This window comes from Pseudomonas sp. CK-NBRI-02 (assembly GCF_008124495.1).
GTDB lineage: Bacteria > Pseudomonadota > Gammaproteobacteria > Pseudomonadales > Pseudomonadaceae > Aquipseudomonas > Aquipseudomonas guariconensis.
Map to the genome: position 1 here is coordinate 42,244 of NZ_VSJH01000035.1, position 24,380 is coordinate 66,623.

The window sequence follows — 24,380 nt, forward strand, 5'->3', positions numbered from 1 at the left end:
TGGCAATGAAGGGCGAATACGATACACCTGCATTTGCGAAAGATTAAGTGAAGTCTTGAGCGGGCGACTGGATCACCTTGTCGCAGCGGGAGCGCGCAGAAGGCCTGACTCCCCATAACCCTCTACGCGCCTCGCTATCAATTGCCCGCCTGACCCACCGTCGCACTCCAGGAATTCTCCGCTCCTGCCCGGATTTTCAACCGCCGCCCAAAGGGGGCATAGAAATCAACGGCAGCATCTCGAAATTCGAGATACGCCAGAGAACGCATCCCCGCCTTGGGCTTCAACACATCGTCAAGCAGGTCCGCGTAATCTGGACGTGCGCGCTTAAGTGTGTCGAGGAACATCTGAGGACCACTGATTGCAAAGATCTTGCGCATATAGGGATTGGTCCCGTCAGCGTTTAGCCCGCGGGAACTTTCCAGCTCCCGCAGTGCGTCGATCTCATTGATCCAACGACGATAGGCCGCCTGCTGGATCTCCTGCAGGACCGGATTACCGGCGTGACTTGCAAAATGGCTGTTACCTGGGCCGTAAAAGCCCATTCTTGGTGACGAGACTGCCCCACCGGTCAATACATCATCCGGCCCCGCATAGAGTTCAGCGTCTTCGAACGCCCCGACCATGACGTCATCACAATCCATGTAGAGACCGCCGTATTCGTGAATCAGGCGATACCTCAAGATATCCGAAGCGGCCGCCAGATTTTGTCCGGTGCCACTGCGAAAGTAACGATAAGGCACCACGGTTTCATTATCGGTAAGAAACTTGAAGAAAAACGGCTCGTCCCTCAGCTCTGAAACCACCATGTTGGGGAACTCGGCGAACGCCTGTTTCAACCGATCCAGTTCACCCGTGAACGCGGCATTATCGACGTCCAGATGCAGCGTGAACTTCAAGCCAGGATTGGCACGAATGTTCGTCTTCATCGTTTCAATCAATTCTCCCCTGGGCCCTCGCTCACCAAGCCAAATCTGGTGAACTTCCCGGTTGATCGCACGGGCCTCCTGCGAGACGCCCGGAATACGAGGAAACGTGTAGATCTCATAACGCACGCCGAACCGAAGCGATGCCCGAGCCGCAAGAAACGACTTCACACTGCCTTGCTTCCAGACACCCTTATTGTTCAGCCAGTGGATCTTTCCATCATAAGATTTCCATCCCCCGATATCGGCATCGAAAGTGACGCGCGTGCCCTCGGCGGAGTTCATCGCGTAATACGTGTCTATCTGTTGTTCTTCTTCGAACGCCGGGCGCACCTCGATACCATCCAGGGGCACTTCGATCTGTACGGGAGGATGTGCACGAACCAGGGTAATGCCCGGTTTGACACGCTCCGGCAACGGCTCAGCCTGCGCTGTCACCTCGATGAAACTCTCACCACCGCGCAGGCCAGGTTTGACATCGATATCGGAATAAAACCCCTTCAACCGTTTGATATAGGGGCCTTGGATATCGGCCTCGTATGGAGAAACGATTCTGTACTGCCCTGCGCGCTCGATGCGCTCGACACGGTATACCTTGGCATGTACCCGAGCGTAGCGAGTGAGGACTCCGGAAGCTGCGTCGGTTTCCTGATAGACAGCACCGAAATCATCCACCACCCATTTGCCGCCCTCGCCCAGCGGCCCGTTGTATTCGAACTTGGCCAGTTCATCGCGCAGTTGGGGTGACAATGAACGAAGGCCGTCGGGCTCGATACCGAACGCCTTCACACTGTCAAAGGTTTGAGCATGGAGGTTGGCGCGCGCCTGCCTTTGCGTCTCTTCATGCGCGCGACGGGCCATTCGCTCATCGGCCGATTCATTGGCCCGCTCTTCTCGCTGAACGGCAATCTCTTGCTCCTGCTGCTCTGCCGTAGTGGCATTTTCCAGTTTTTCCTGGGGGGTGAGCGTATTTGCCTTTTGCCCTATCTCGTCCGCAGCCCCTGGGGTGACCGTGTCGCCTACCCGCGCCGCAGCGCCTGCAGCCTTGGCCAGCTCCAAGGTGGCTGGCACAGCGTTGAGAATGCCAAAGACGATGCGGCGCTTGCCTTGCGCCTGATCCTCGACCGTGCCGTTGACGACCTCATCGGCTCCCAAGCCGATCAGCGCAGCGGACATCGTTGCCACGGGCAGCCAAAGTGCCGGGATCGCCATTGCAACGATACTGGTGACAGTCAATGCGGTGGACAGTACCTCGCCTGCGACCCCTTGATTGTAAGCGGCACGGCTTCGAATCAGCCGCACGGCATCGGACTGCAGACGGCTTTTCAGAGAGTTTTTGAAATGTGTGAACGGCCAAGGATGTAGAGCGGGGCCGAGGCTAATTTCATCGTGCGGATTCCAGCGGGAGTAATTGCCCACATGCCAAGAGGGAAAAGCCCCCAGCCCCAACAGCGCTGTCTTTAGGCCTGACACGAATATCCCGTCCGGGTCGTCTTCGGCCTTGAAATGACCTTCCAGAACCGTGCGTCGCTGAGTGAATCTGCACTGCAGGGCGAACCAGTCGCAAAACGCTGCCATATCCTCAAAACCCTGCAGCGGCGAAGAATTGCCGGGGATGTAAACCAGCAGGCGTCCGGACTGTTCATCCTTGAAGACAATAATGTCGCTCGCCGTATAGCGATAAACCAAGAGCTCGCGAATGCTAACGACATGCTGATCGAGCGCCGCTTGTTCGAACGCCTGGTAAGTCAGTGTTTCCCAAGTGGTGGACACCTCAAGCCCCAAGGCCCTGAGTACCATGTACTTGTCATTGAGCGTCAGCGAACCTTCTTCATGCTGAACAAAGGCAGCCCTGAGCACCGATGCCTTGATCAGCAAGTTGTAATCGCGCTCATGAAGACGCCAGAAGTTCTTCAAGTGCCTCAGATAGTTCGCTTGAAGATCGGCCTCCCAGGCGAAATGTTTGAACTGCTTCGGGTCCAGGCGGACTTGCGTATCACTGGAAAAGCGCTGAGGCGTGGTCTTGCGATAGATCGCCTCATAGGCAAAGCAGTTATCCAACGGCAGAGGCGCCTCGCTGATGACCGTGGGATAGCCCTCGACCCTGAACGCCTCCAATGTCCCAAGATGACTAAAGAGGCTGCCATCACCCTGTTGCTGCCAATTACGCATCAGGGCATCGGTCAAGGTCATGGACGATGCGATGTTTGCGCGTTGATCACCCTCATCCCAGGCATCGATATACAAGGTCGTGATGAACAGATCATCAGGGTCGATATCCAGCGCCAACGCTTGCAATACATAGGCCTTGGCCACGTCATGGGCGAATTTGCGCGGCGATGGATAGTCCAATGCCTGCTGGTTCACGAAGTCCTTCAATAAAAAAGGCCCGCTCGCTTCCTGCCTGGAGGCAGTTACTTCGTCGTTTAAATCCTGGAAAACGCTTCGCTCGGTCATTTCGACAGTCCTTCGCAATGAAGGCCATAGCATGCGAAGTCTGTCGATTCTTAAAAATCCAACTATTTACCACCTGCTGAGAACCCGCCATCCGCTGCGGCGCGCCCAACAAAAAGCCCGCAGATATGCGGGCTTTTTGTTGGCGCTTCAGTTGCCGGGTTACTCCGGCAAGCCGGTCATTCCCACTCGATGGTGGCTGGCGGCTTGCTCGACACGTCGTAGGTGACGCGGGAGATGCCGTCGATCTCGTTGATGATACGGCCGCTGACGGTTTCCAGCAGCTCGTATGGCAGGTGCGCCCAGCGAGCGGTCATGAAGTCCACGGTCTCGACGGCGCGCAGGGCCACGACCCAGGCGTAGCGACGGCCATCGCCAACGACGCCGACCGACTTGACCGGCTGGAAGACCACGAATGCCTGGCTGGTCTTGTGGTACCAGTCGGCCTTGCGCAGTTCTTCGATGAAGATATGGTCAGCGCGACGCAGCAGGTCGGCGTATTCCTTCTTCACTTCACCCAGGATACGCACGCCCAGGCCTGGGCCCGGGAACGGGTGACGGTAGACCATGTCGTACGGCAGGCCCAGTTCCAGGCCGATCTTGCGTACTTCGTCCTTGAACAGCTCGCGCAGTGGCTCGACCAGCTTGAGGTTCATTTCTTCCGGCAGGCCGCCAACGTTGTGGTGCGACTTGATCACATGGGCCTTGCCGCTCTTGGCGCCCGCCGACTCGATCACGTCCGGGTAGATGGTGCCCTGGGCAAGGAACTGGATGTTCTCCAGCTTGCTGGCTTCGGCATCGAACACGTCGATGAAGGTGCGACCGATGATCTTACGCTTCTTCTCCGGGTCGGTTTCGCCGGCCAGGTTGTCGAGGAACTGCTGCTCGGCATCGGCGCGGATCACCTTGACGCCCATGTTCTCCTTGAACATGGCCATCACTTGGTCGCCTTCGTGCAAGCGCAGCAGGCCGTTGTCGACGAAGACGCAGGTCAGTTGGTCGCCGATGGCGCGGTGCAGCAGCGCGGCGACCACCGAGGAGTCGACACCGCCGGACAGGCCCAGCAGCACGTTGGCCGAGCCGACTTGCCCACGGACCTGGGCGATGGCGTCTTCAACGATGTTGGACGGGGTCCACAGGGCCTCGCAGCCGCAGATGTCCTGGACGAAGCGGGACAGGATGCGACCGCCCTGCTTGGTGTGGGTCACTTCCGGGTGGAACTGCACGCCGTAGTAGCCACGCGCGTCGTCGAACATGCCGGCGATCGGGCAGCTCGGGGTGCTGGCCAGCACGTGGAAGTTGCCCGGCATCTGGGTGACCTTGTCGCCGTGGCTCATCCAAACGTCCAGACCCAGTACACCGTCGTCATCAACGTGGTCTTCGATACCGTCGAGCAGGCGGCTCTTGCCGACCACATCAACACGGGCGTAACCGAACTCGCGCAGGTCGGAACCTTCGACCTTGCCGCCCATCTGTTCGGCCATGGTCTGCATGCCGTAGCAGATGCCCAGTACCGGCACGTTCAGGTCGAAGACCGCTTGCGGTGCGCGCGGGCTGTTGGCTTCGTGGACCGACTCGGGGCCGCCAGCGAGGATGATGCCGCGCGGGTTGAATTCGCGGATCGCTTCATCGTCCATGTCGAACGGGTGCAGTTCGCAGTAGACACCGATCTCACGCACGCGACGGGCGATCAACTGGGTGTACTGGGAACCGAAATCGAGGATCAGGATGCGGTGAGCGTGAATGTCGAGGGCCATGACTCAATCTCGTCAGTGGAAATCGGAAACGACGCGGGGCTGTCGTGACAGCCCCGCTAACAGGTATTGCTGGAAGCCTTAGCCTACGCGGTAGTTAGGGGCTTCTTTGGTGATCTGCACGTCATGCACATGGGACTCGGCCATGCCGGCACCGGTGATGCGCACGAATTCAGGCTTGGTGCGCATCTCTTCGATGGTCGCGCTGCCGGTGTAGCCCATGGAAGAACGCAGGCCACCCATCAGTTGGTGGATGATCGCAGCCAGGGCGCCCTTGTACGGCACACGGCCTTCGATGCCTTCCGGAACCAGCTTCTCGGCGCCAGCCGAGGAGTCCTGGAAGTAACGGTCCGAGGAGCCTTGGGCCTGTGCCATGGCGCCCAGCGAGCCCATGCCGCGGTAAGCCTTGTAGGAACGGCCCTGGAACAGCTCGACCTCACCCGGCGCCTCTTCGGTGCCGGCGAACATCGAACCCATCATGACGCAGGAGGCGCCAGCGACGATGGCCTTGGACAGGTCACCGGAGAAGCGGATGCCACCGTCGGCGATCAGCGGTACGCCAGTGCCTTCCAGTGCGGCGGCGACGTTGGCGATGGCGCTGATCTGCGGCACACCGACACCGGCGACGATACGGGTGGTGCAGATCGAGCCCGGGCCAATACCGACCTTGACCGCGTCAGCGCCGGCTTCGGCCAGGGCTTTGGCAGCGGCGCCGGTGGCGATGTTACCGCCGATCACCTGCACTTGCGGGTAGGTCTCTTTGACCCAGCGAACGCGATCGATCACGCCCTTGCTGTGGCCGTGGGCGGTGTCGACCACCACCACGTCAACGCCGGCGGCAACCAGGGCGGCAACGCGCTCGCCGGTATCCTTGCCGGTGCCGACCGCAGCGCCGACGCGCAGACGACCTTGGTCGTCCTTGCTGGCCAGCGGGTAGGCCTTGGCTTTTTCGATGTCCTTGACGGTCATCATGCCCTTGAGGCTGAACTTGTCGTCGACGATCAGGACTTTTTCCAGGCGGTGCTTGTGCAGCAGCTCGCGGACTTCGTTCTTGTCGGCGCCTTCGCGCACGGTGACCAGACGCTCTTTGGGCGTCATCACTTCACGAACCTTGGCGTCCAGGCGGCTTTCGAAGCGCACGTCACGGGAGGTGACGATGCCGACCAGGTCGCCGTTCTCCAGCACTGGAACACCGGAGATGTTGTTCAGGCGGGTCAGGTCGAACAGGTCGCGCACAGTGGCGTCGGCGTCGATGGTGATCGGGTCCTTGACCACGCCAGCCTCGAACTTCTTGACCTTGCGCACTTCGGCAGCTTGCTGCTCGATGGTCATGTTCTTGTGGATGATGCCGATGCCGCCTTCCTGGGCCATGGCGATGGCCAGGCGCGCTTCGGTCACGGTATCCATGGCGGCGGAAACCAGGGGAATGTTCAGCTCGATGCCGCGGGTCAAACGGGTCTTGAGACTGACTTCATTGGGCAGTACCTCAGAATAGCCAGGTACAAGGAGAATATCGTCGAAGGTCAGGGCTTCTTGGCTGATACGCAGCATCGCGGGGGCTCCCGGGCGGGAAAAATGGAAGCGCGCCATTATACTCATCCACGGCGCGCCGCTCAATGCAATTCAAGCTCCAAGTTACAAGCGGCAAGCGACGAGATTCACTCCACCCACGTCTGCGCTTTTGCTGTCGCTTGCGACTTATGGCTGGCAGTTGACCTGCACCACCGCCACCGGCTGGTCCAACCAGTCGGCGAAGCTGTCGAGAAAGGCCTGGGTGAACCCGGCCTCGCCCCAGTTGTTGAAGATGAACCCCAGGTTGGAGAAGGCGCACGGCTGCAGGAACAAAAAGCCGTTGATGTCGTCCTCGAAGCCGCACAGCGGGCAGGTGAAGTTGTCGCTCACCCCAGGCATCCACTCCTCCAGGCTCTCGAACAGCGGCTCGCCAATTTCGCGCCGACACTCAGGGCAACCCGCTTCTTCGAGAAAGCCCTCGGTCGGTGTATAGATGCAGCGCTTGAGCATCACCTCCAGGCCGTTGATCTGCTCGCCGAAGGGGAGTCGTTCCGGATGCAACGCGACCTTGCGTGCGCCCTGGGCCAAGGCGTACCCCATGCGACTGCCGGTGCGCCCACAGGTGCTGAGCTGCTCCTCGACGATCTTCTCGCGCACCAACCAGCGCAGGATCGCCCGGGCACGGGCTTCGTGGACCGGGACGGTGGAGAGTTTGGGAACGATGATGCTCTGGGTGTTCATGAACGAAACGGGCCTGCGGACTGCGGTAATAGCGAGATTCTACCGCTCAGCCGCCCAGGTAGCGACCGATCAACGCCACGCCACTGCCCAGCACCAGCCAGGTGACCACACGCACGAAGGCTTCGCGGGACAGCCTCAAGGACAGGTGCCGCCCCAGCCACAGCCCGGCAGCCATCACCGGCAGCAGGCAGGCCGCGACAAACAACAGGCTGGCATCGGCGTATACCCCAGCAGCAACAAACAACGACAGGCGCACAACAGTACTGCAACTGATGAGCGCACTCTGGGTCGCCCTTGCCTGTTCCGTTGAATCCAGCCGGGCATTGAGGTAGATCGCATACAGAAAGCCACCGCTGCCGAACAAGGCGCCGAACAGCCCACCCGCCGTGCCCATCGGCACCGCCCAGGCGCCTGCGAGTCGCGCCGGCCGCACCTTTACGGCCAGGCTATACAACGCATACCCGGTCACGAACAGGCCCATCAGCAACAGCAGAAGGTCCGATTTCAGGCGTAGCAGAAAGACCACGCCCAAGGTACAGCCCAGCGCCATGCACGGCAGCAAGCGCAGCAGTTCGCCACGCACCACCGACTGGCGCGATGGCAACCAGTTGCCAAAGGCCGCGACGAAGTCCAGCAGCACCAGCAACGGAATGATCCGCGACAATGGCATGAAGTGGATCAGCACCGGCCCCGCCACCAACGCCGTACCGAAACCGGCGATACCGAACACGATGTAGGCCACGCCTACCCCCAGCAGGATGGGCAGCCAGTCGAGACCTGAAAACGGCAATTGAGCAAGCATCGGCATGACTCCTGAAAACACCGAGACAGGTTAGCCAGCCACGAGCCATGCCGACTAATATGCCTTTTAACCCTCAGATATCTCGAAAAGGCATGTCATGACTTCCATCCGCCAGTTGCGCTACTTCGTTGAAATAGCCCAGAGCGGCAGCTTCAGCGCGGCCGCCGAGCGGCTGTACATCGCCCAGTCTGCGCTAAGCCGTCAGATCAAGGAGCTGGAACATCAGCTCGGTACGCCTTTGTTCGAGCGAACTGCCCGCCAGCCTCGGCTGACCTCGGCTGGCCTGGCCTTTCTCGATCGCGCGCAGCGCCTGCTGGCCGATCTGGACCAAGCCGAGCGCCTGGCCCAGGAGATCGGCCAGGGCCTGCGCGGCAGTCTGCGCCTCAATCACTCCAGCACCGTCCCCTTGACCGGCCGGCTCTTGGCGAGCCTGGGCAGCTACCTGAACAACAATCCTGGCGTGTCCCTGGAGATTGCACAGCAGTCCTCCGAGGCCCAACTGGAGGATATCGCCGAAGGCCGGCTCGAACTCGGTCTGTTGCGTCTGCCGGTGCTGCGCCAGCACCAGGAGGTGGAGATCCATGCCCTGTTCAGCGAGCCATTGCTCTTGGCCGTGGCGGCAGACCATCCACTGGCCGACGCCCCCCAGGTGGCACTGGCGCGATTACGAGATGAGCGTTTCATTTCCATCCCTCATCGACAGCGAGGGGGCTTGAGCTACCTGTCCGCTTCGTTGTGCATGGAGGCAGGATTCTTTCCACGCGCCGCCCAGGTCGTGTCTCGCAAGACCACGCAACTGCAGCTGATACAGGCAGGATTCGGGGTGGCGCTGTTACCAGCTTGCATGCGCGACATCGCGCCGGCCTCGGTGCGTTTCATACCGTTGCAAGAGGCTTGCCCGAGCACCGTGGCCCTGGCGTGTCGACGAGACGCGGGGGAACTGGTGCGCCAGTTCGTCTCGACAATGTCCGGCTCAAGCGCCAGCACAGACAACCAGGCGTGATGTCCTTTATGATGCCGGCCATGATCAGAGACCCCTTCGAACGACTCGGCCTGGACCGCGAGGTCCTCACCGTCAGCCAGCTTAACGGCCGCGCGCGCGTGCTGCTCGAGGATGTGTTCCGCAGTGTCTGGGTGGAAGGCGAGATATCCAACCTCGCCCGCCCGGCCTCCGGGCACATGTACTTCACCCTCAAGGACAGCGGCGCCCAGGTGCGCTGCGCACTGTTTCGGCAGAATGCAGTACGCGTACGCCAGGCCCTGCGCGATGGCCTGGCAGTCAGGGTGCGCGGCAAGGTATCGCTGTTCGAGGGGCGTGGTGACTACCAACTGATTCTCGACACGGTCGAGCCCGCAGGGGATGGCGCCCTGCGCCTGGCCTTCGAGGCCTTGAAGGAAAAGCTCGGCGCCGAGGGCCTGTTCAGTGCCGAACGCAAGCAACCTCTGCCGGCCCACCCGCGCCGCATCGGCATCATCACCTCCCCCACTGGCGCGGTGATCCGCGACATCATCAGCGTGTTCGGCCGACGCGCCCCCCAAGTGGAACTGAACCTGATTCCCACCGCAGTACAGGGCCGCGAGGCCATTGCCCAGATCGTCCGAGCCCTGCGCCTGGCCGACAGCATGGGCTTCGATGCATTGATCCTGGCCCGGGGCGGAGGTTCGCTGGAGGACCTGTGGTGCTTTAACGAAGAGGACGTCGCCCGCGCCGTGGCCGCGTGCGTGACGCCCATCGTCAGCGCCGTGGGTCATGAAACCGACGTCTCGATCAGCGACTTCGTCGCCGATGTGCGCGCGCCGACCCCATCGGCCGCCGCCGAATTGCTGGCGCCGGACAGCAGCGGTCTGCAACAGCGCCTGGACAGCCTGCAGCGGCGCCTGTTGCTACGCATGAAAAACCGCCTGGCTCATGATCACCTGCGCCTGGATGGCCTGGCCCGCCGCCTGCGCCACCCCGGCGAGCGCTTGCGCCAACAGGCACAGCGCCTGGATGACCTGGATATGCGCCTGCGCCGCGCCTTCATGCTCAACATGAACCAGCGCCACGAGCGCCTGGGCCGTCTGGACACCCGCCTGGCCGCGCAACATCCGGGGCGCGCGCTTAAACTGCTTGGCCAGCGCCTGGACAGCCTCGCCGAACGCCTCCCGCGGGCTATGCGCGAAGTGCTCAAGGATCGTCGGCAACGCTTCCAGGCCCAGTTGCAGACCTTGCACGTGGTCAGCCCCCTGGCGACCCTGGCCCGCGGCTACAGCATTCTGCTCGACGAGCGCGGCCAGGCCATCCGCAGCGCCGCCCAGACCCACAACGGCCAGCGCCTGACCGCCCGCCTGAACGAAGGCGAGCTCAAGGTGCGGGTCGAGGACAACCACCAGACTCCGGTCACCCTCTCGCTACTGGACTGACACATGCCCCGCCTGCTCGCCCCTCTGCTCGCCTTCTTCTTGCTGTTGCTCGGTACCCACGCCCAGGCCAGCTACATCACGCGCCAGCTGAACAAGCCGGTGCCCGGAGGCGTGGCGGTGGTCGACCTGGGCCCTGCCCCCTCGGCACCCAGCGCACGCTTCGATGGCAAGCCGGTGCTGGTGGTCCAGGAGCAGGGCAACTGGCTGGCGATCGTCGGCATTCCTCTGACCCAGAAGCCCGGCACCGCGGTGCTCACCCAAGGTTCGCGTACCCTGCCCTTCACGGTCGGCAGCAAGAAGTACCCCGAGCAACACATCACGTTGAAGAACAAGCGCCAGGTCAATCCCGACCCCGCCGACCTCAAACGCATCGAGCGCGAGCTGGCCGAACAGCTCAAGGCCTACCGCAGCTTCAGCCCTGCCCTGCCGAGCAACCTGATCCTCGACAAACCGGTCAGCGGGCCACTGTCGAGCAAGTTCGGCGTGCGTCGCTTCTTCAACGGAGAGGAGCGCAACCCCCATGCCGGCCTGGACTTCGCCGTGCCCGCCGGTACGCCTATCAAGACCCCGGCCAATGGCAAGGTGATCTTGGTGGGGGATTACTTCTTCAATGGCCGTACCGTGTTCGTCGATCACGGACAGGGCTTCATCAGCATGTTTTGCCACATGTCCAAGATCGATGTGAAACCTGGCCAGACGCTGCGTCGCGGCGAGGTGGTCGGCCGCGTGGGCGCCACAGGCCGGGCGACCGGGCCGCATATGCACTGGAACGTCAGTCTCAACGACGCGCGGGTGGATCCGGCAATTTTCATCGGGGCGTTTCAGCCCTGATCCAGGCGTACCGACTTCGCGAGTGAACCCGCACCCACAAGGCCGACGCTGTATTGGAGGCGTTCACAGAACCCTGTGGCGGCGGGTTTACCCGCGAAAAGGCTCACACCGCCAACAATCTTTCCCTTGAGTTGCGCCATCAAAAAATAGCGCGCAAAAATACCGAAGTCGCCGTTCGATATCAGCCATAAAATCTCGCACAAGCGCTTTTTTTAAGCATTCCTCTCAATTTTTTCCGAATGCTTGCCATCCCACCGGTCACTGGTTAGGGTTGAGGCATGAAAACCTTCAGCACCCTCATCCTGCTCCGACAACATCGCAGCCTCTGCCTGGTCAGCGCCCGACTACCAGGCTGATCGCGTCGCCTCGCCTCTTCATCTCGTTATCGCTCGGCAGGCCCGATCTCGGCCGCACATAAAAGGATTGCTTCCATGACCATGCTCAAAGACCCTTCGAAGAAATACCGCGCCTTCCCGACCATCGATCTGCCGGACCGTACCTGGCCGTCGAAGACCATCACCCAGGCGCCGATCTGGTGCAGCTCCGACTTGCGTGACGGCAACCAGTCGCTGATCGAGCCGATGGATTCGGAGAAGAAACTGCGTTTCTGGAAGACCTTGGTGCAGGTCGGCGTGAAGGAAATCGAAGCCTCGTTCCCGTCCGCCTCGCAAACCGACTTCGACTTCGTGCGCACCCTGATCGAAGACGGCCACATCCCGGACGACACCACCATCCAGGTGCTCACCCAGGCCCGTGAAGACTTGATCGCGCGTACTTTCGAATCCCTGCGTGGCGCCAAGAAAGCCATCGTCCACCTGTACAACGCCACTTCGCCGTCGTTCCGCCGCATTGTCTTCAACCAGGACAAGCAGGGCGTGAAGGACATCGCGGTGAACGCCGCCAAGCTGTTCGTCAAGTATGCCGCTCAGCAGCCGGAAACCCAGTGGACGTTCCAGTACTCGCCGGAAACCTTCAGCGCCACCGAGATGGAGTTCGCCAAGGAGGTCTGCGACGCGGTGATCGAGGTGTGGAACCCGACCCCTGAACACAAGATCATCCTCAACCTGCCGGCCACCGTCGAAGTGTCGACGCCCAACGTCTATGCCGACCAGATCGAATGGTTCTGCCGCAACGTCAACCGCCGCGACAGCGTGATCATCAGCCTGCACACCCACAACGACCGCGGCACTGGCATCGCAGCCACCGAACTGGGCCTGATGGCCGGCGCCGACCGCGCCGAAGGCTGCCTGTTCGGCAACGGCGAGCGTACCGGCAACGTCGACCTGGTGACCCTGGCCCTGAACCTCTACACCCAGGGCATCGACCCCAAACTGGACTTCTCCGACATCGACGGTGTACGCAAGGTCGTCGAGGAGTGCAACCAGCTGCCTGTGCACCCACGTCACCCGTACGTGGGCGATCTGGTCCACACCGCATTCTCCGGCTCGCACCAGGACGCCATCCGCAAGGGCTTCGCCAAGCAGAAGGAAGACGCACTCTGGGAAGTGCCTTACCTGCCGATCGACCCGGCCGACATCGGCCGCAGCTACGAGGCGGTGATCCGCGTCAACAGCCAGTCCGGCAAAGGCGGCATCACCTACCTGCTCGAGCAGGAGTACGGCATCAGCCTGCCACGTCGCATGCAGATCGAGTTCAGCCAGGTGGTACAGGGCGAGACCGACCGCCTGGGCCTCGAGATGACTGCTCAGCAGATTTACAGCCTGCTGCACAAGGAATACCTCCAGGCCAACACGCCCTATGCGCTGGTCAGCCATCGTCTGCAGGAAGAGAACGGCCACAGCGCCGTGGAAGTGGAAGTCGCCGGCGAAGGCGAAACCACCCTGCACTGGCGCGGTAAAGGCAACGGCGCGCTGGAAGCGCTGGTCGCCGGCCTGCCCATCAGCGTGGAAATCATGGACTACAACGAACACGCCATCGGTGCCGGCACCAATGCCAAGGCTGCGGCCTATATTGAATTGCGCGTGGCCGGTGGTCGTCCGGTACATGGCGTGGGGATCGACGAGAACATCACCACCGCCAGCTTCAAGGCGCTGTTCAGCGCACTGAACCGTTCGCTCAGCCAGCAGGCAGCCAAGGCGGCGTAAACGTCAGCCCTACCTGAAAAGCCCGCGTCCTGGACGCGGGCTTTTTTTTGCCCTGCCCTTTTCGCGGATAAATCCGCTCTCAGAGGGTTGCCGGTGATCCTTGGGAACCAGGTCTACCTGCAAACGGGCCAGCCCAGGCAACAGAAAACCCAGGCAAAAAAAGGGCGCCAATCAGGCGCCCCACAAGCGTTGTAGCACACAACAAATTCGTTTTCAGTCCAGCAGCGCCATCGCCTCGGCACTGCAGGCCTCGATCCGTGCCCAGTCGCCGTTCTTGATCCAGCTGCTGTCGAGCATCCAGGTCCCGCCCACGCACATCACGTTGGGCTGGGCCATGTAGTTGCGCACGTTGGCCGGGTTGACACCACCGGTGGGGCAGAAGCGGATGTCGCCGAACGGGCCGGCGAAGGCCTTGATGGCCGCCACGCCGCCACTGATTTCGGCGGGGAACAGCTTGAAGCGACGGTAGCCCAGGGCATAGCCCATCATGATTTCAGACGGCGTACTGATGCCAGGCAACAGCGGGATATCGCTTTCGACGCCCGCCTGGAGGAGATCCTGGGTCACTCCAGGGGTCACCACGAATTGTGCGCCAGCCGCTTCCACGGCAGTGAACATGGTCCGATCGAGCACGGTGCCGGCACCGATGCACAGCTCCGGACGCTGTTCGCGCAGCACTCGAATGGCCTTGAGGCCATGCTCGGAACGCAGGGTCACCTCCAGGGTACGGATGCCGCCGGCGGCCAGGGCGTCGGCCAGGGGCAGGATATCTTGCTCACGGGCGATGGTGATCACCGGCAGAATGCGCGCCTTGCCGCAGATCGCGTCGATCCGGGCGGCTTTCTCGGCCATCGAGAGCAGAGGCTGTTGGCGTTCGAGCGTGGTCATGAGAGTGGATCCTTGGCTCATGGGCACCAGTAGATGTCCAGGGGGTCGTGAAGAAAGGCGCGAATCGGCATTTCGGTTGGGTCAGCGGCCGCTAATGCGGCGCGCAGGGTAGCGAGTTTGCCCAGGCCTTGCACAGACAGCGCGGTGAAACCGGCGCTGGCCAACAGGGCTCGGGTCATGCTCAGGCGCTGGCGCGGCACACTCGGTGCCAGCATCGGCAGGCAGCGGTGCGTGCTTCGCAGGTCCAGGCCTTCAGGCAGGTTGGGGCTGGCCGGGAACAACGAGGCCGTGTGACCGTCATCGCCCATGCCCAGCACCAGCACATCGATGGGGGGCAACGCAGCCAGGGCCTGGTCGGCCAGGACAGCGGCGGCATCGAGACTCTCGGCACAGTGATACAAGCCCACGAAGCGAGCCTTGGCGGCCGGGCCCTTGAACAGGTGAAGCACCAGCAATCCGGCATTGCTGTCGGCATGCTCGACCGGTACCCAGCGCTCGTCGGCCAGGCTGACCGTGACCTTCGACCAGTCCAGCGCTTCGCCTGCGAGCTTCTCCAGGAAGGGGACCGGGCTGCGGCCACCCGACAGGACCAGGCACGCCTGCCCCTTATCGACAATGGCCTGGCGCAGGCGCTCGGCCACATCATGGGCCAATGTCGCCGCCAAGGCCTTGCCATCAGCTAGCGAATGCATCGTTACGCTCGCCGGCAGTTGCAGTTCAGATATCGCCATACCACGCCCTCCCATCACGTGTGATCAGTGCGATGGAGCTCATCGGCCCCCAGGACCCCGCCGCATAAGGCTTGGGTGCGTCGCCAGCGTTCTTCCAGCCGGCAATCAGCTGATCGCACCACGTCCAGGCATATTCGATTTCATCTTTGCGCACGAACAGGTTCTGGTTGCCGCGCATCACTTCCAACAACAGACGCTCATAGGCATCCGGGATGCGCGCGCTGCGCCAGGTGTCGGAGAAATTCAGTTGCAAGGGCCCGCTACGCAGTTGCATGCCTTTGTCCAGGCCTTGCTCCTTGGTCATGACCCGCAAAGAAATGCCTTCGTCCGGCTGCAGGCGGATGATCAGCTTGTTACCGATCTGCAAACGCTGCTCGGGGGCGAAGATGTAGTGCGGCGTTTCCTTGAAGTGGATGACGATCTGCGACAGCTTTTGCGGCATACGCTTGCCGGTACGCAGGTAGAACGGCACGCCGGACCAGCGCCAGTTGCGGATGTCGGCACGCAGGGCGACGAAGGTCTCGGTGTCGCTCTGAGCATTGGCGTTGTCTTCTTCCAGGTAGCCCGGCACCGGTGCACCATCGCTGTAGCCGGCAATGTACTGGCCGCGCACCACCCGGGTGCTCAGGGCTTCGCCGGTGATTGGCGCCAGGGCTTTGAGCACCTTCACCTTTTCGTTGCGGATGCTGTCGGCGGACAAATCGCTGGGCGGGTCCATGGCAATCAGGCACAGCAGCTGCAACAGGTGGTTCTGGATCATGTCGCGCAGCTGGCCGGCCTTGTCGAAATAGCCCCAGCGCCCTTCGATCCCCACCTTTTCAGCCACGGTGATTTCCACGTGGGAGATAGAGTTCTGGTTCCACTGGGTTTCGAACAGGCTGTTGGCAAAACGCAGTGCGATGAGGTTCTGCACCGTCTCCTTGCCCAGGTAGTGATCGATACGATAGACCCGACTTTCCGGGAAGAACCGCGCCACGGCATCGTTGACCCGACGGGACGACTCCAAGTCGTGACCGATGGGCTTTTCCAGCACGACCCGAGTACGGGCGGCCAGGCCGGCTTTGTCCAGGTTCTCGCAGATCGCGCCGTACACCGAGGCGGGCGTGGCGAAATAGGCGATCAAAGGCAGGTCTGCGGCCACCTGTTCGGCCAGCGCCTGGTAGCCATCGGCCTGGAGGAAGTCCAGGCGCACGTAGCTCAGGCGGGCGAGGAAACGCCCCAGCGCACCGGGCTCGATGTCCGCCTCCGGCACGAAGCGGCGCAGGTGCGCCTCGATGGTCGCCAGGTGCTGCTCGCCATCGCCGGCTTCACGGGCCAGGGCCAGCAGGCGCGAATCGGCGTGCAGCAAGCCGGCGCGGTCGAGCTGATAAAGCGCAGGAAACAGCTTGCGCAGTGCCAGGTCGCCAAGGGCGCCAAACAGGGCAAAGGTGCAAGGTTCTACACTGATCGCAGCCATGATGTTGGTTCTTTCCTAAAGTTGGCCTAGGAATATCGTTTTCAACCGCGGTTTTCAAGGGGTAATGTAGTAAAAACCACAACATTAGCCTACAACTGTGACAGACAAGTGGTGCGGCAACCTCGCCGACAGTACGATAGACACCGTGCAAAAAGCCCGCTGTTCCATCAGCCGGCTGTCTTCCCGACCCAAGGACACACCATGGACCGCGTGAGAAACCTCCTGGAGCAGATCCAGGGACGCCTCGACGAGCTGAACAAGGCCGAACGCAAAGTCGCCGAAGTCATCCTGCTCAACCCGCAACAAGCCACCCGCTTCAGCATCGCCGCGCTTGCCCAGGCCGCCAAGGTCAGCGAACCGACGGTCAACCGTTTCTGCCGCTCCTTCGGTGTCAGTGGCTACCCCGAACTCAAGCTCCAGCTGGCCCAGAGCCTGGCCAGCGGCGCCGCTTACGTCAGCCGCGCGGTGGAGGCCGACGATGACCCGGCCGCCTACACCCAGAAGATCTTCGGCAGCGCCATCGCATCGCTCGACAGCGCCTGCCAGGCGCTCGACCCGCAACAGGTCAGCCGCGCCGTGGACATGATGATCCAGGCTCGGCAAATCCACTTCTTCGGCCTGGGCGCCTCGGCCCCCGTGGCCCTCGACGCCCAGCACAAGTTCTTCCGCTTCAACCTGGCGGTGTCGGCCCATGCCGACGTGCTCATGCAACGCATGCTGGCCTCGGTCGCGCATACCGGCGATTTGTTCGTGATCATCTCCTACACCGGTCGCACCCGCGAACTGGTGGAGGTGGCCCGCGTGGCGCGTGAAAACGGCGCCTCCGTCCTTGGCCTGACCGCCGCCGGCTCGCCCCTGGCCAAGGCCTGCAGCCTGAGCCTGCACATCCCATTGCCGGAGGACACCGACATCTACATGCCAATGACCTCGCGGATCATCCAACTCACCGTGCTCGATGTGCTGGCCACCGGCATGACCCTGCGCCGCGGCGTGGACTTCCAACCGCACCTGCGCAAGATCAAGGAAAGCCTCAACGCCAGCCGTTACCCGATCGAGGACGACGAGCTCAACTGAGCCGGTGTGCCTGCAGGCTCAGGTGAGCCTGCTGCCCCGGCGCCAGGCTCAAGCCCTCGCCGCTGCCGCTGGCGATCTCGACGCAGACAAACCGCTGACACTCGCGGCCGCTGACACCCACCAGCGGGCGCTTGCCCGGGTGCCAGACCACTGTGTCGTCGGAATCCCCGCTGTCGATGCACAGTTCACGCTCCCACGCAGGGTCCTGCAGCTGCACCCGGGGCGTACCCGGATAAACCTTCTGGCAACCGCCCTTGACCTTGAGCGCACCGTCCTCGCGGCACGCCTGGCGGTTGAGGCGGTCATAGCCTTCGATGTCCTCAAGCCCAGACAGCGCTATCTCAGACACGTCACTGATACGCCAATAAGCCAGCAGCGCATGACTCAACTGGCAAGGTTCGCTGTCCTGGTGCTCGGTGGTCAGGCTCAGTTCCATGCCGCTGCCCAAGCGCGCGTGCAAGTCCACTTGCCAGTCGCACAGCTGCAGGCGCCAGGTAAGGGTCACGCCCTCCTCGTCCTCCTGGCTCTCGACCAGCTTCCAGTCGAGCAGGCGCGCCCAACCATGGGACGGCCACAAATCTTCGCTGGGATGACGTCCATACCAAGGCCAGCAAACCGGCACGCCACCTCGGATCGCCCCGGCCAGCGGCCACTGCTCGGCACACCATAGCCACGGACGTTCGCCGGCAGGCTGAAAATGCACCAGCTGCGCGCCCTGGCGACTGAATACGGCCTGGCAACGGGGGTGATCGATAATCAACACATCGCGCTGCTGGTAACGCTCCCACTCGAACGTCGGCCTGGGCCTCTGCGCGCCAAAGAAGCGATGTAGCGGATGTTCGGGCATGGTTCCAAGCTCTTGTTGTTTGAGATAGCGCTGTCTCGGCGCGGGCTTCATTTCCACCGAGATCCAGTGGAAATGAAGTGGCCGGGAAATGGATGGCGTAAATTTACAACAATTTTTCTCAGAATGACGACTGAATCTTCAATCCTGCGACCAGCGCATTGTCGACCTCATCCACTCCCCCAGGGCTCTTGATGTACTGCAGGTTCGGCCGCACGGTCAGCCAGTTGGTGACGTGAAAGCCATAGTAGAGCTCGGCGTTGTATTCGGTGCGCTGCAGCGGCACGAAGCCCGGATTGTCGTAGTCGTCGATACCACTGCTGGCATTGAGCTGCTCGGCGCGCTTCTTGACGTCATCATTGACATGGATCCGCGCGATGCCAAAGCCAATGTCGTCCTTGGGCCGGGCATCGAAGGGGCCTTTGTAGACCATGCCTATCTGCTGGTAGTTGTCGATGACGTTGGTAGCCTTGTCGTGCACGGTGAAATTGGCGAACAGGCTCAGGCCCCGGTTGACATCACCCTGGTGCGCCGTCACCTGCTGCTGGGCCACGACCCACCAGCCGTGCTTGCTGGAGTGGGATTTGAAGTCATTGCCGGTGATGCCCTGGGGCTGGCCGTTGACGTCCTCATAGACATCGTCAGCCTTGGCGGTGCTGTAGTAGTAGCCCAGGCGGTATTCACCCGGCAGGCCGTTGACCTTGGGCGACCAGACCATCTCCACCGGCAGGATCGCGCCCTTGGTGCCGCTGCCGCTGAGTTTGAAGCCGTTGCCGGTCTCAAGGTTCGACGGATTTTGCTCGAAGGCCCCCACCTGCACGAAGAACTCCGGGTTGATGTTGTACTTGACCCGCAGCGCCCACTGGCTGACCGGCCAGTTGTACCAGATACCGCCCACCCAGTTGCCCACCTGGGAGCCGCAGAAGGCCAAGTTCTGGAAGTCGCAGGGGAAGCTGTTGAAGTCCTCGCCCTCACCGAAGCGCCCGAATTTCACATCCAGGGCCCCATCGAAGTACTTCTGCTTGATCCACATCTGCGTCAGCCGCCAGGTCTGGCCACGGCCCCAGACTTCCTGGACCGAGCTGAACTGCCCAGCGCGCGGGTCACTGATGCGGTCGTTGGACAGGTTGCGACCACTTCGTTCGGTGATTGCCAGCTTGAATTCGGCGTCGTGCCAGCCAAGGATCTTCTGAAGATCCAGGTGCGCGCCCAGGGCGAACTGGTCGCTGTAACGGGCAGTCTTGTCGTCGTTGTAGCCGCCGTGCAGGTTGCCGGCCACCTCGCCGACATAATCGAGGGTGAAGTCGTAGCCTTTTTCCAATAGCTCGGTTCGGGTGCCGCCCCAGTCCCCGGTCATCCATTTCGAATCCGCCGAGAAGGCCTCGGCCGCGTGTGCCCCACCACTGCCGACAAAGGTCAGCACCGCCAGCGAGCCCAGCGTCCTGATGCGTTTGCGATGGTCCATCCCTTGTTCCTCACTTTTCTTGTTATTGATGGTTTAGACGACTCAGCGCCCTTTGAAACGCGCCACATTGCCCCCAGCGACCGGCGCAGGGGCAACCTGCCCCAGGCGCTCCCCGCTGGCAGCATCGAACAGCAGCACCCGCGAAGGATCGAACTGCAGTTGCAGGCTGTCTCCCACACGGCAGGCGACATCCGGCGCCAGCCGGCAGCAAACCTTGACTTGGTTGAGGGTGACGAACACCAGCAGGTCCGGCCCGGTGGGCTCAGTCACCTGCACCTCGGCGCGAATGCCATGCATGCCCTCGCCCGCGCCCACGCCGATCTGCTCGGGGCGAATGCCTAGCACCACTTCGCACCCTTCGAGTTCGTCCGACAGATGCCCGACGGGCAACTCGCAACGGGCCTGCCCGCTGTCGAGCAACGCCACCAGGCGCCCTTGTTGTTTCGTCAGGCGCGCCGGGATGAAGTTCATTGGCGGTGAGCCGATGAAGCTGGCGACGAACTGGTTGGCCGGGTCGTTATAGATCTGCTGCGGGGTGCCGAACTGCTGGATGACGCCGTCCTTCATTACCGCCACCTTGTCACCCAGGGTCATGGCCTCGATCTGGTCATGGGTGACGTACACGGTGGTGGTTTTCAGACGCTGGTGCATCAGCTTGATTTCGGTGCGCATCTCCACCCGCAGCTTGGCGTCGAGGTTCGACAACGGCTCGTCGAACAGGTAGATCTTCGGCCGCCGCGCCAGGGCCCGGCCCATGGCCACCCGCTGCTGCTGGCCGCCGGAAAGCTGGCCTGGCTTGCGCGTGAGCAGGTGTTCGATCTGCAGCAGCTTGGCCACCCGCGCCACCTCGTCGTCGATCGCCGCCTGAGGCATTTTGCGGATCTTCAGCCCGAAGGCGATGTTGTCGCGCACGTTCATGGTCGGGTACAGCGCATAGGACTGGAACACCATGGCGATGTCCCGATCCTTGGGGCTCATGCCGCTGATGTCGGTGCCGTCGACGAGGATTTCGCCGCCACTGATGTCCTCCAACCCGGCGATGCAGTTCATCAAGGTAGACTTTCCGCACCCTGATGGGCCGACCAGAATCAGGAACTCACCGGACTCGATGCCCAGGTCAATGGCCTTGAGGGTATCGGGCAGGCCGCTGCCGTAGCGCTTGTTGACGTTGCGAAGTTCGAGCCGTGCCATGTGTCACCCCTTGACCGCGCCGGCGGTCAGGCCGCGCAGGAAATATTTGCCGGCCAGCACATAGACCAGCAGGGTCGGAAGCCCCGCGATCATTGCCGCCGCCATGTCGACGTTGTATTCCTTGACCCCGGTGCTGGTGTTGACCAGGTTGTTCAGGGCCACGGTGATGGGCTGGGCGTCGCCGCTGGCGAACACCACACCAAAGAGAAAGTCGTTCCAGATCTGAGTGAACTGCCAGATCAGGCAGACCATGATGATCGGCACCGACATCGGCAGCAGGATCCGCCCGAAGATCGTGAAGAACCCCGCGCCATCCAGCCGCGCCGCACGTACCAGGGCCTCGGGCACGCTGCAGTAGTAATTACGAAAGAACAGCGTGGTGAAGGCCAGCCCGTACACGATATGCACCAGCACCAGTCCTGTGGTGGTGCTGGCAAGGCCAAGCTTGCCGAGGGTGAACGAGGCCGGCAGCAAGACGGTCTGGAACGGCAGGAAGCAACCGAACAACAGCAGGCCGAAGAACAGCTGCGAACCCCGGAAGCGCCACATCGATAGTACATAGCCGTTCAAGGCGCCCATCAAGGTGGATATCAGCACGGCTGGCACGGTGATCTTCACCGAGTTCCAGAAGTAGCCTCCGACCGTGTCCCAGGCCTTGATCCAGCCGATCCCAGTGATCACTTCCGGCCAGCTCAGCAGGTTGCCTGCGCGGATGTCTTCCGGCGATTTGAAGCTGGTCAGCAGCATCACCACCAGCGGTATCAGGTACAGCGCACAGGCAGCCAGCAAAGTGGCATGGATGGCCAGGCGGCTGGGGGAGAACCAACGTGGACTAGTCATGGCGCTTGGTCCTCAGTTCCGAATACAGGTAGGGCACCAGGATCGCCAGAATGGCGCCGAGCATGAGGATCGCACTGGCCGAGCCCATGCCCATCTGCCCACGGCTGAAGGTGAAGTTGTACATGAACATCGCCGGCAGGTCGGAGGCGTAGCCCGGGCCGCCAGCAGTCATTGCGGCCACCAGGTCGAAGCTCTTGATGGCGATGTGCGCCAGGATCATCAAGGCACTGAAGAACACCGGCCGCAGGCTCGGCAGCACGATGCGCAAATAGATCCTCGGCAGGCTCGCGCCATCGACCTGGGCAGCCCGGATGATCGACGGGTCGACCCCACGCAGGCCGGCCAGGAACAGCGCCATGACAAAGCCTGAGGCCTGCCACACCGCAGCGATCACCAGGCAATAGACCACCCGGTCCGGGTCCACCAGCCAGTCGAAGCGAAAGCCCTCCCAGCCCCAGTCCCGCAGTAGTTTGTCCAGGCCAAGACCTGGGTTGAGCAGCCACTTCCAAGCGGTACCGGTGACGATCATCGACAGCGCCATCGGGTACAGGTAGACCGTGCGGATGACGCCTTCGCGGCGGATGCGCTGATCGAGCAACACCGCCAACAGCACCCCAACGACCAGGCTGATGGCGATGAACAAGCCACCGAATACCAGCAGGTTCTTGCTGGCGACCCACCAGCGGTCGTTGGCCAGCAGTTTGGCGTACTGGCTCAGCCCGGCCCATTTGTAGCTGGGCATGAAGCTGGAGTTGGTGAAGGAGAGCACGAAGGTCCAGAGGATGTAGCCGTAAAAGCCCACCAGGACAATCAGCATGCTAGGCGCCAGCACCAGTTTCGGGAGCCAGCGTTGCAGGGCGTCCAGGGGGGAGGCCCGCAGGGTTGCGGTTGCTGTGTTCATGTGAAGTACCGAAGAACATGCATCTAGCGCGAGTCCTGTGGAAGCGGGTTTATCCGCCTCCACAGGGGCCAGTAAGGTCAGAGAGACCGCCAGCGGTGCTACTGCGCGGCCTTGATCGCCGCGCCCAGCTGCTTGGCCGCCTTGGCAGGGTCTGCCTTGGGGTCGTTGAGGAAGTTGGTGACCACATCGAAGATGGCCCCCTGCACCGCCAGCGATGAGGCCATGTTGTGCGCCATGCTAGGTTGCAGCCCCTGGCCTTTCTCGGCCTCCTGGAAGTCCTTCTGCGACTGCTGGGTGCAGGCATCGAACGGCGTCATGTCCATGCCTTGGCGCACTGGCAGCGAGCCCTTGGCTTGGTTGAAGGCGGTCTGGAAGGCCGGCTCCAGCGCGACCTTGGCCAGGTCGTTCTGGGCCTCGATATCGCGCTCGTTCTTGAGTTTGAACATCGCCAGGGAGTCGATGTTGTAGGTGAAGCTGCCCTGGGTGCCGGGGAATGGCACGCACTGGTAGTCCTTGCCGGCCACCTTGTGGGCGGCGGTCCATTCGCTCTTGGCCCAGTCACCCATGATCTGCATGCCGGCCTTGCCGTTGATGACGTCGGCGGCAGCGATGTTCCAGTCTCGGCCGGCGCGGTTGGCGTCCATATAGGTGCCAAGGCGCTGCAAGGTCTTGAAGGCCTGCACCATCTTGTCGCCGGTGAGCGTCTGTTCGTCCAGCTCGACGAACGCCTTGTGGTAGCCCTCAGGCCCCAGGATGCTCAGCACCAGGCTTTCGAACACCGTGCTGTCCTGCCAAGGCTGGCCGCCATGGGCCAGTGGCTGGAAGCCTGCTGCCTTGAGCTTGTCGGCGGCGACGAACAGTTCATCGAGCGTATGCGGCACCTTGGCGCCTGCCTTCTCGAACACCACTGGATTGACCCACAGCCAGTTGACCCGGTGGATGTTCACCGGCACGGCTACATAGTGATCATCGTACTCCCAGATAGGGGTCAGCTTGGCCGGTAGCAGTGCGTCCCATTGGTTGGCCTTGGCCACCTCGTCGAGCTCGGCGAGCAGGCCCAAGGCACCCCACTCCTGGATATCCGGGCCCTTGATCTGTGCGGCGGCGGGTGGGTTGCCGGCCACGGCGCGGCTCTTGAGCACGGTCATGGCCGCAGCACCGCCGCCACCGGCCACGGCGTTGTCCTTCCAGGTGAAACCGTCTTTTTCGACCTGCTGCTTGAGGGTGTTGACGGCGGCGGCCTCACCGCCGGAGGTCCACCAATGCAGGACTTCGACAGAGCCCTTTGCTTCGGCAGCAAGGGCGGTCAGCGGCATGAATGAGGCGAGGGAAACGACAGCGGCTAGGCGAGTGATCGCATTCATCGTGGAGAACCTTTCTTGTTGTTATGCGAGGCAAGTCGTGGTGCTTGCGCTTGCCTTGGAGTCTAAACAGCCGTCGAAGGCCGCCAGGTAACGAAGGG

The 24,380-nt window shown here is 62.0% G+C and carries 19 protein-coding genes; 5 read left to right on the top strand and 14 right to left on the bottom strand.

The features are described from left to right. Nucleotides 1–137: 137 nt before the first annotated feature. The 5 genes from DQ397_RS19825 to DQ397_RS19845 form a co-directional block, all read right to left on the bottom strand. Nucleotides 138–3,383, bottom strand: coding sequence for a dermonecrotic toxin domain-containing protein (locus DQ397_RS19825; protein WP_043212420.1), 3,246 nt, complete (start codon nucleotides 3,381–3,383; stop codon nucleotides 138–140). Nucleotides 3,384–3,559: 176 nt separating this feature from the next. Further along, nucleotides 3,560–5,137, bottom strand: coding sequence for a glutamine-hydrolyzing GMP synthase (gene guaA, locus DQ397_RS19830; RefSeq protein ID WP_043210620.1), 1,578 nt, complete (start codon nucleotides 5,135–5,137; stop codon nucleotides 3,560–3,562). Between the two features lie 78 nt (nucleotides 5,138–5,215). Beyond that, a complete protein-coding gene (gene guaB / locus DQ397_RS19835) occupies nucleotides 5,216–6,685 on the bottom strand; it encodes an IMP dehydrogenase (RefSeq protein ID WP_043210622.1) in 1,470 nt (489 codons plus the stop codon). A 147-nt stretch (nucleotides 6,686–6,832) separates the two neighbouring features. Further along, nucleotides 6,833–7,387, bottom strand: a complete 555-nt coding sequence (locus DQ397_RS19840; protein ID WP_043210625.1) for a hypothetical protein — start codon at nucleotides 7,385–7,387, stop codon at nucleotides 6,833–6,835. A gap of 46 nt (nucleotides 7,388–7,433) precedes the next feature. Beyond that, nucleotides 7,434–8,189, bottom strand: a complete 756-nt coding sequence (locus DQ397_RS19845) for a sulfite exporter TauE/SafE family protein (protein WP_043210627.1) — start codon at nucleotides 8,187–8,189, stop codon at nucleotides 7,434–7,436. A gap of 97 nt (nucleotides 8,190–8,286) precedes the next feature. Here DQ397_RS19845 and DQ397_RS19850 point away from each other — a divergent pair, with 97 nt between their 5' ends. The 4 genes from DQ397_RS19850 (at nucleotide 8,287) to leuA (ending at nucleotide 13,528) form a co-directional block, all read left to right on the top strand. Then, nucleotides 8,287–9,192, top strand: a complete 906-nt coding sequence (locus DQ397_RS19850; protein ID WP_043210629.1) for a LysR substrate-binding domain-containing protein — start codon at nucleotides 8,287–8,289, stop codon at nucleotides 9,190–9,192. Nucleotides 9,193–9,212: 20 nt separating this feature from the next. Continuing rightward, complete coding sequence (gene xseA, locus DQ397_RS19855) at nucleotides 9,213–10,592, top strand: exodeoxyribonuclease VII large subunit (RefSeq protein ID WP_043210740.1); 1,380 nt, start codon at nucleotides 9,213–9,215, stop codon at nucleotides 10,590–10,592. 3 nt (nucleotides 10,593–10,595) lie between these two features. Next, on the top strand, nucleotides 10,596–11,423 hold the full coding sequence (locus DQ397_RS19860; RefSeq protein WP_043210631.1) for a M23 family metallopeptidase: 828 nt from the start codon (nucleotides 10,596–10,598) through the stop codon (nucleotides 11,421–11,423). Between the two features lie 431 nt (nucleotides 11,424–11,854). Continuing rightward, nucleotides 11,855–13,528: a 2-isopropylmalate synthase gene (leuA, locus tag DQ397_RS19865; RefSeq protein ID WP_043210635.1), complete on the top strand. Its 1,674-nt coding sequence runs from the start codon at nucleotides 11,855–11,857 to the stop codon at nucleotides 13,526–13,528. A 213-nt stretch (nucleotides 13,529–13,741) separates the two neighbouring features. Here leuA and DQ397_RS19870 read toward each other — a convergent pair whose 3' ends face one another. From DQ397_RS19870 to zwf, 3 genes are read right to left on the bottom strand one after another with little or no spacing between them, the layout of a single operon-like run. Continuing rightward, nucleotides 13,742–14,416, bottom strand: a complete 675-nt coding sequence (locus DQ397_RS19870) for a bifunctional 4-hydroxy-2-oxoglutarate aldolase/2-dehydro-3-deoxy-phosphogluconate aldolase (protein ID WP_043210636.1) — start codon at nucleotides 14,414–14,416, stop codon at nucleotides 13,742–13,744. A 17-nt stretch (nucleotides 14,417–14,433) separates the two neighbouring features. After that, the gene (gene pgl / locus DQ397_RS19875) at nucleotides 14,434–15,147 is read right to left on the bottom strand and encodes a 6-phosphogluconolactonase (protein ID WP_043210638.1); all 714 of its coding nucleotides are present in this window, start codon (nucleotides 15,145–15,147) and stop codon (nucleotides 14,434–14,436) included. Beyond that, nucleotides 15,134–16,603 (bottom strand): glucose-6-phosphate dehydrogenase, encoded by a 1,470-nt coding sequence (zwf, locus tag DQ397_RS19880; RefSeq protein ID WP_043210640.1) that lies wholly within the window; start codon nucleotides 16,601–16,603, stop codon nucleotides 15,134–15,136. Before zwf ends, pgl begins: the two co-directional genes overlap by 14 nt. A gap of 210 nt (nucleotides 16,604–16,813) precedes the next feature. On the opposite strand from zwf, the gene hexR reads away from it, so the two are divergent. Continuing rightward, a complete protein-coding gene (gene hexR, locus DQ397_RS19885; protein ID WP_178113806.1) occupies nucleotides 16,814–17,677 on the top strand; it encodes a DNA-binding transcriptional regulator HexR in 864 nt (287 codons plus the stop codon). On the opposite strand, the gene DQ397_RS19890 is transcribed toward hexR, so the two are convergent. From DQ397_RS19890 to DQ397_RS19915, 6 genes are all read right to left on the bottom strand, one after another. Further along, nucleotides 17,670–18,524 carry a D-hexose-6-phosphate mutarotase gene (locus tag DQ397_RS19890; RefSeq protein WP_043210647.1) on the bottom strand — a complete coding sequence of 285 codons (855 nt, stop codon included), beginning with the start codon at nucleotides 18,522–18,524 and terminating at the stop codon, nucleotides 17,670–17,672. The genes hexR and DQ397_RS19890 overlap by 8 nt on opposite strands. Before the next feature lie 118 nt (nucleotides 18,525–18,642). Then, nucleotides 18,643–19,986: a carbohydrate porin gene (locus DQ397_RS19895; RefSeq protein WP_043210649.1), complete on the bottom strand. Its 1,344-nt coding sequence runs from the start codon at nucleotides 19,984–19,986 to the stop codon at nucleotides 18,643–18,645. A 42-nt stretch (nucleotides 19,987–20,028) separates the two neighbouring features. Further along, complete coding sequence (locus DQ397_RS19900) at nucleotides 20,029–21,177, bottom strand: ABC transporter ATP-binding protein (RefSeq protein ID WP_043210650.1); 1,149 nt, start codon at nucleotides 21,175–21,177, stop codon at nucleotides 20,029–20,031. 3 nt (nucleotides 21,178–21,180) lie between these two features. Then, a complete protein-coding gene (locus DQ397_RS19905) occupies nucleotides 21,181–22,017 on the bottom strand; it encodes a carbohydrate ABC transporter permease (RefSeq protein WP_043210652.1) in 837 nt (278 codons plus the stop codon). Continuing rightward, entirely contained in the window at nucleotides 22,010–22,918 is a 909-nt protein-coding gene (locus tag DQ397_RS19910; RefSeq protein WP_043210655.1) for a carbohydrate ABC transporter permease, read from the bottom strand. Before DQ397_RS19910 ends, DQ397_RS19905 begins: the two co-directional genes overlap by 8 nt. A gap of 98 nt (nucleotides 22,919–23,016) precedes the next feature. Then, a complete protein-coding gene (locus DQ397_RS19915; protein WP_043210657.1) occupies nucleotides 23,017–24,282 on the bottom strand; it encodes an ABC transporter substrate-binding protein in 1,266 nt (421 codons plus the stop codon). Nucleotides 24,283–24,380: the final 98 nt, after the last annotated feature.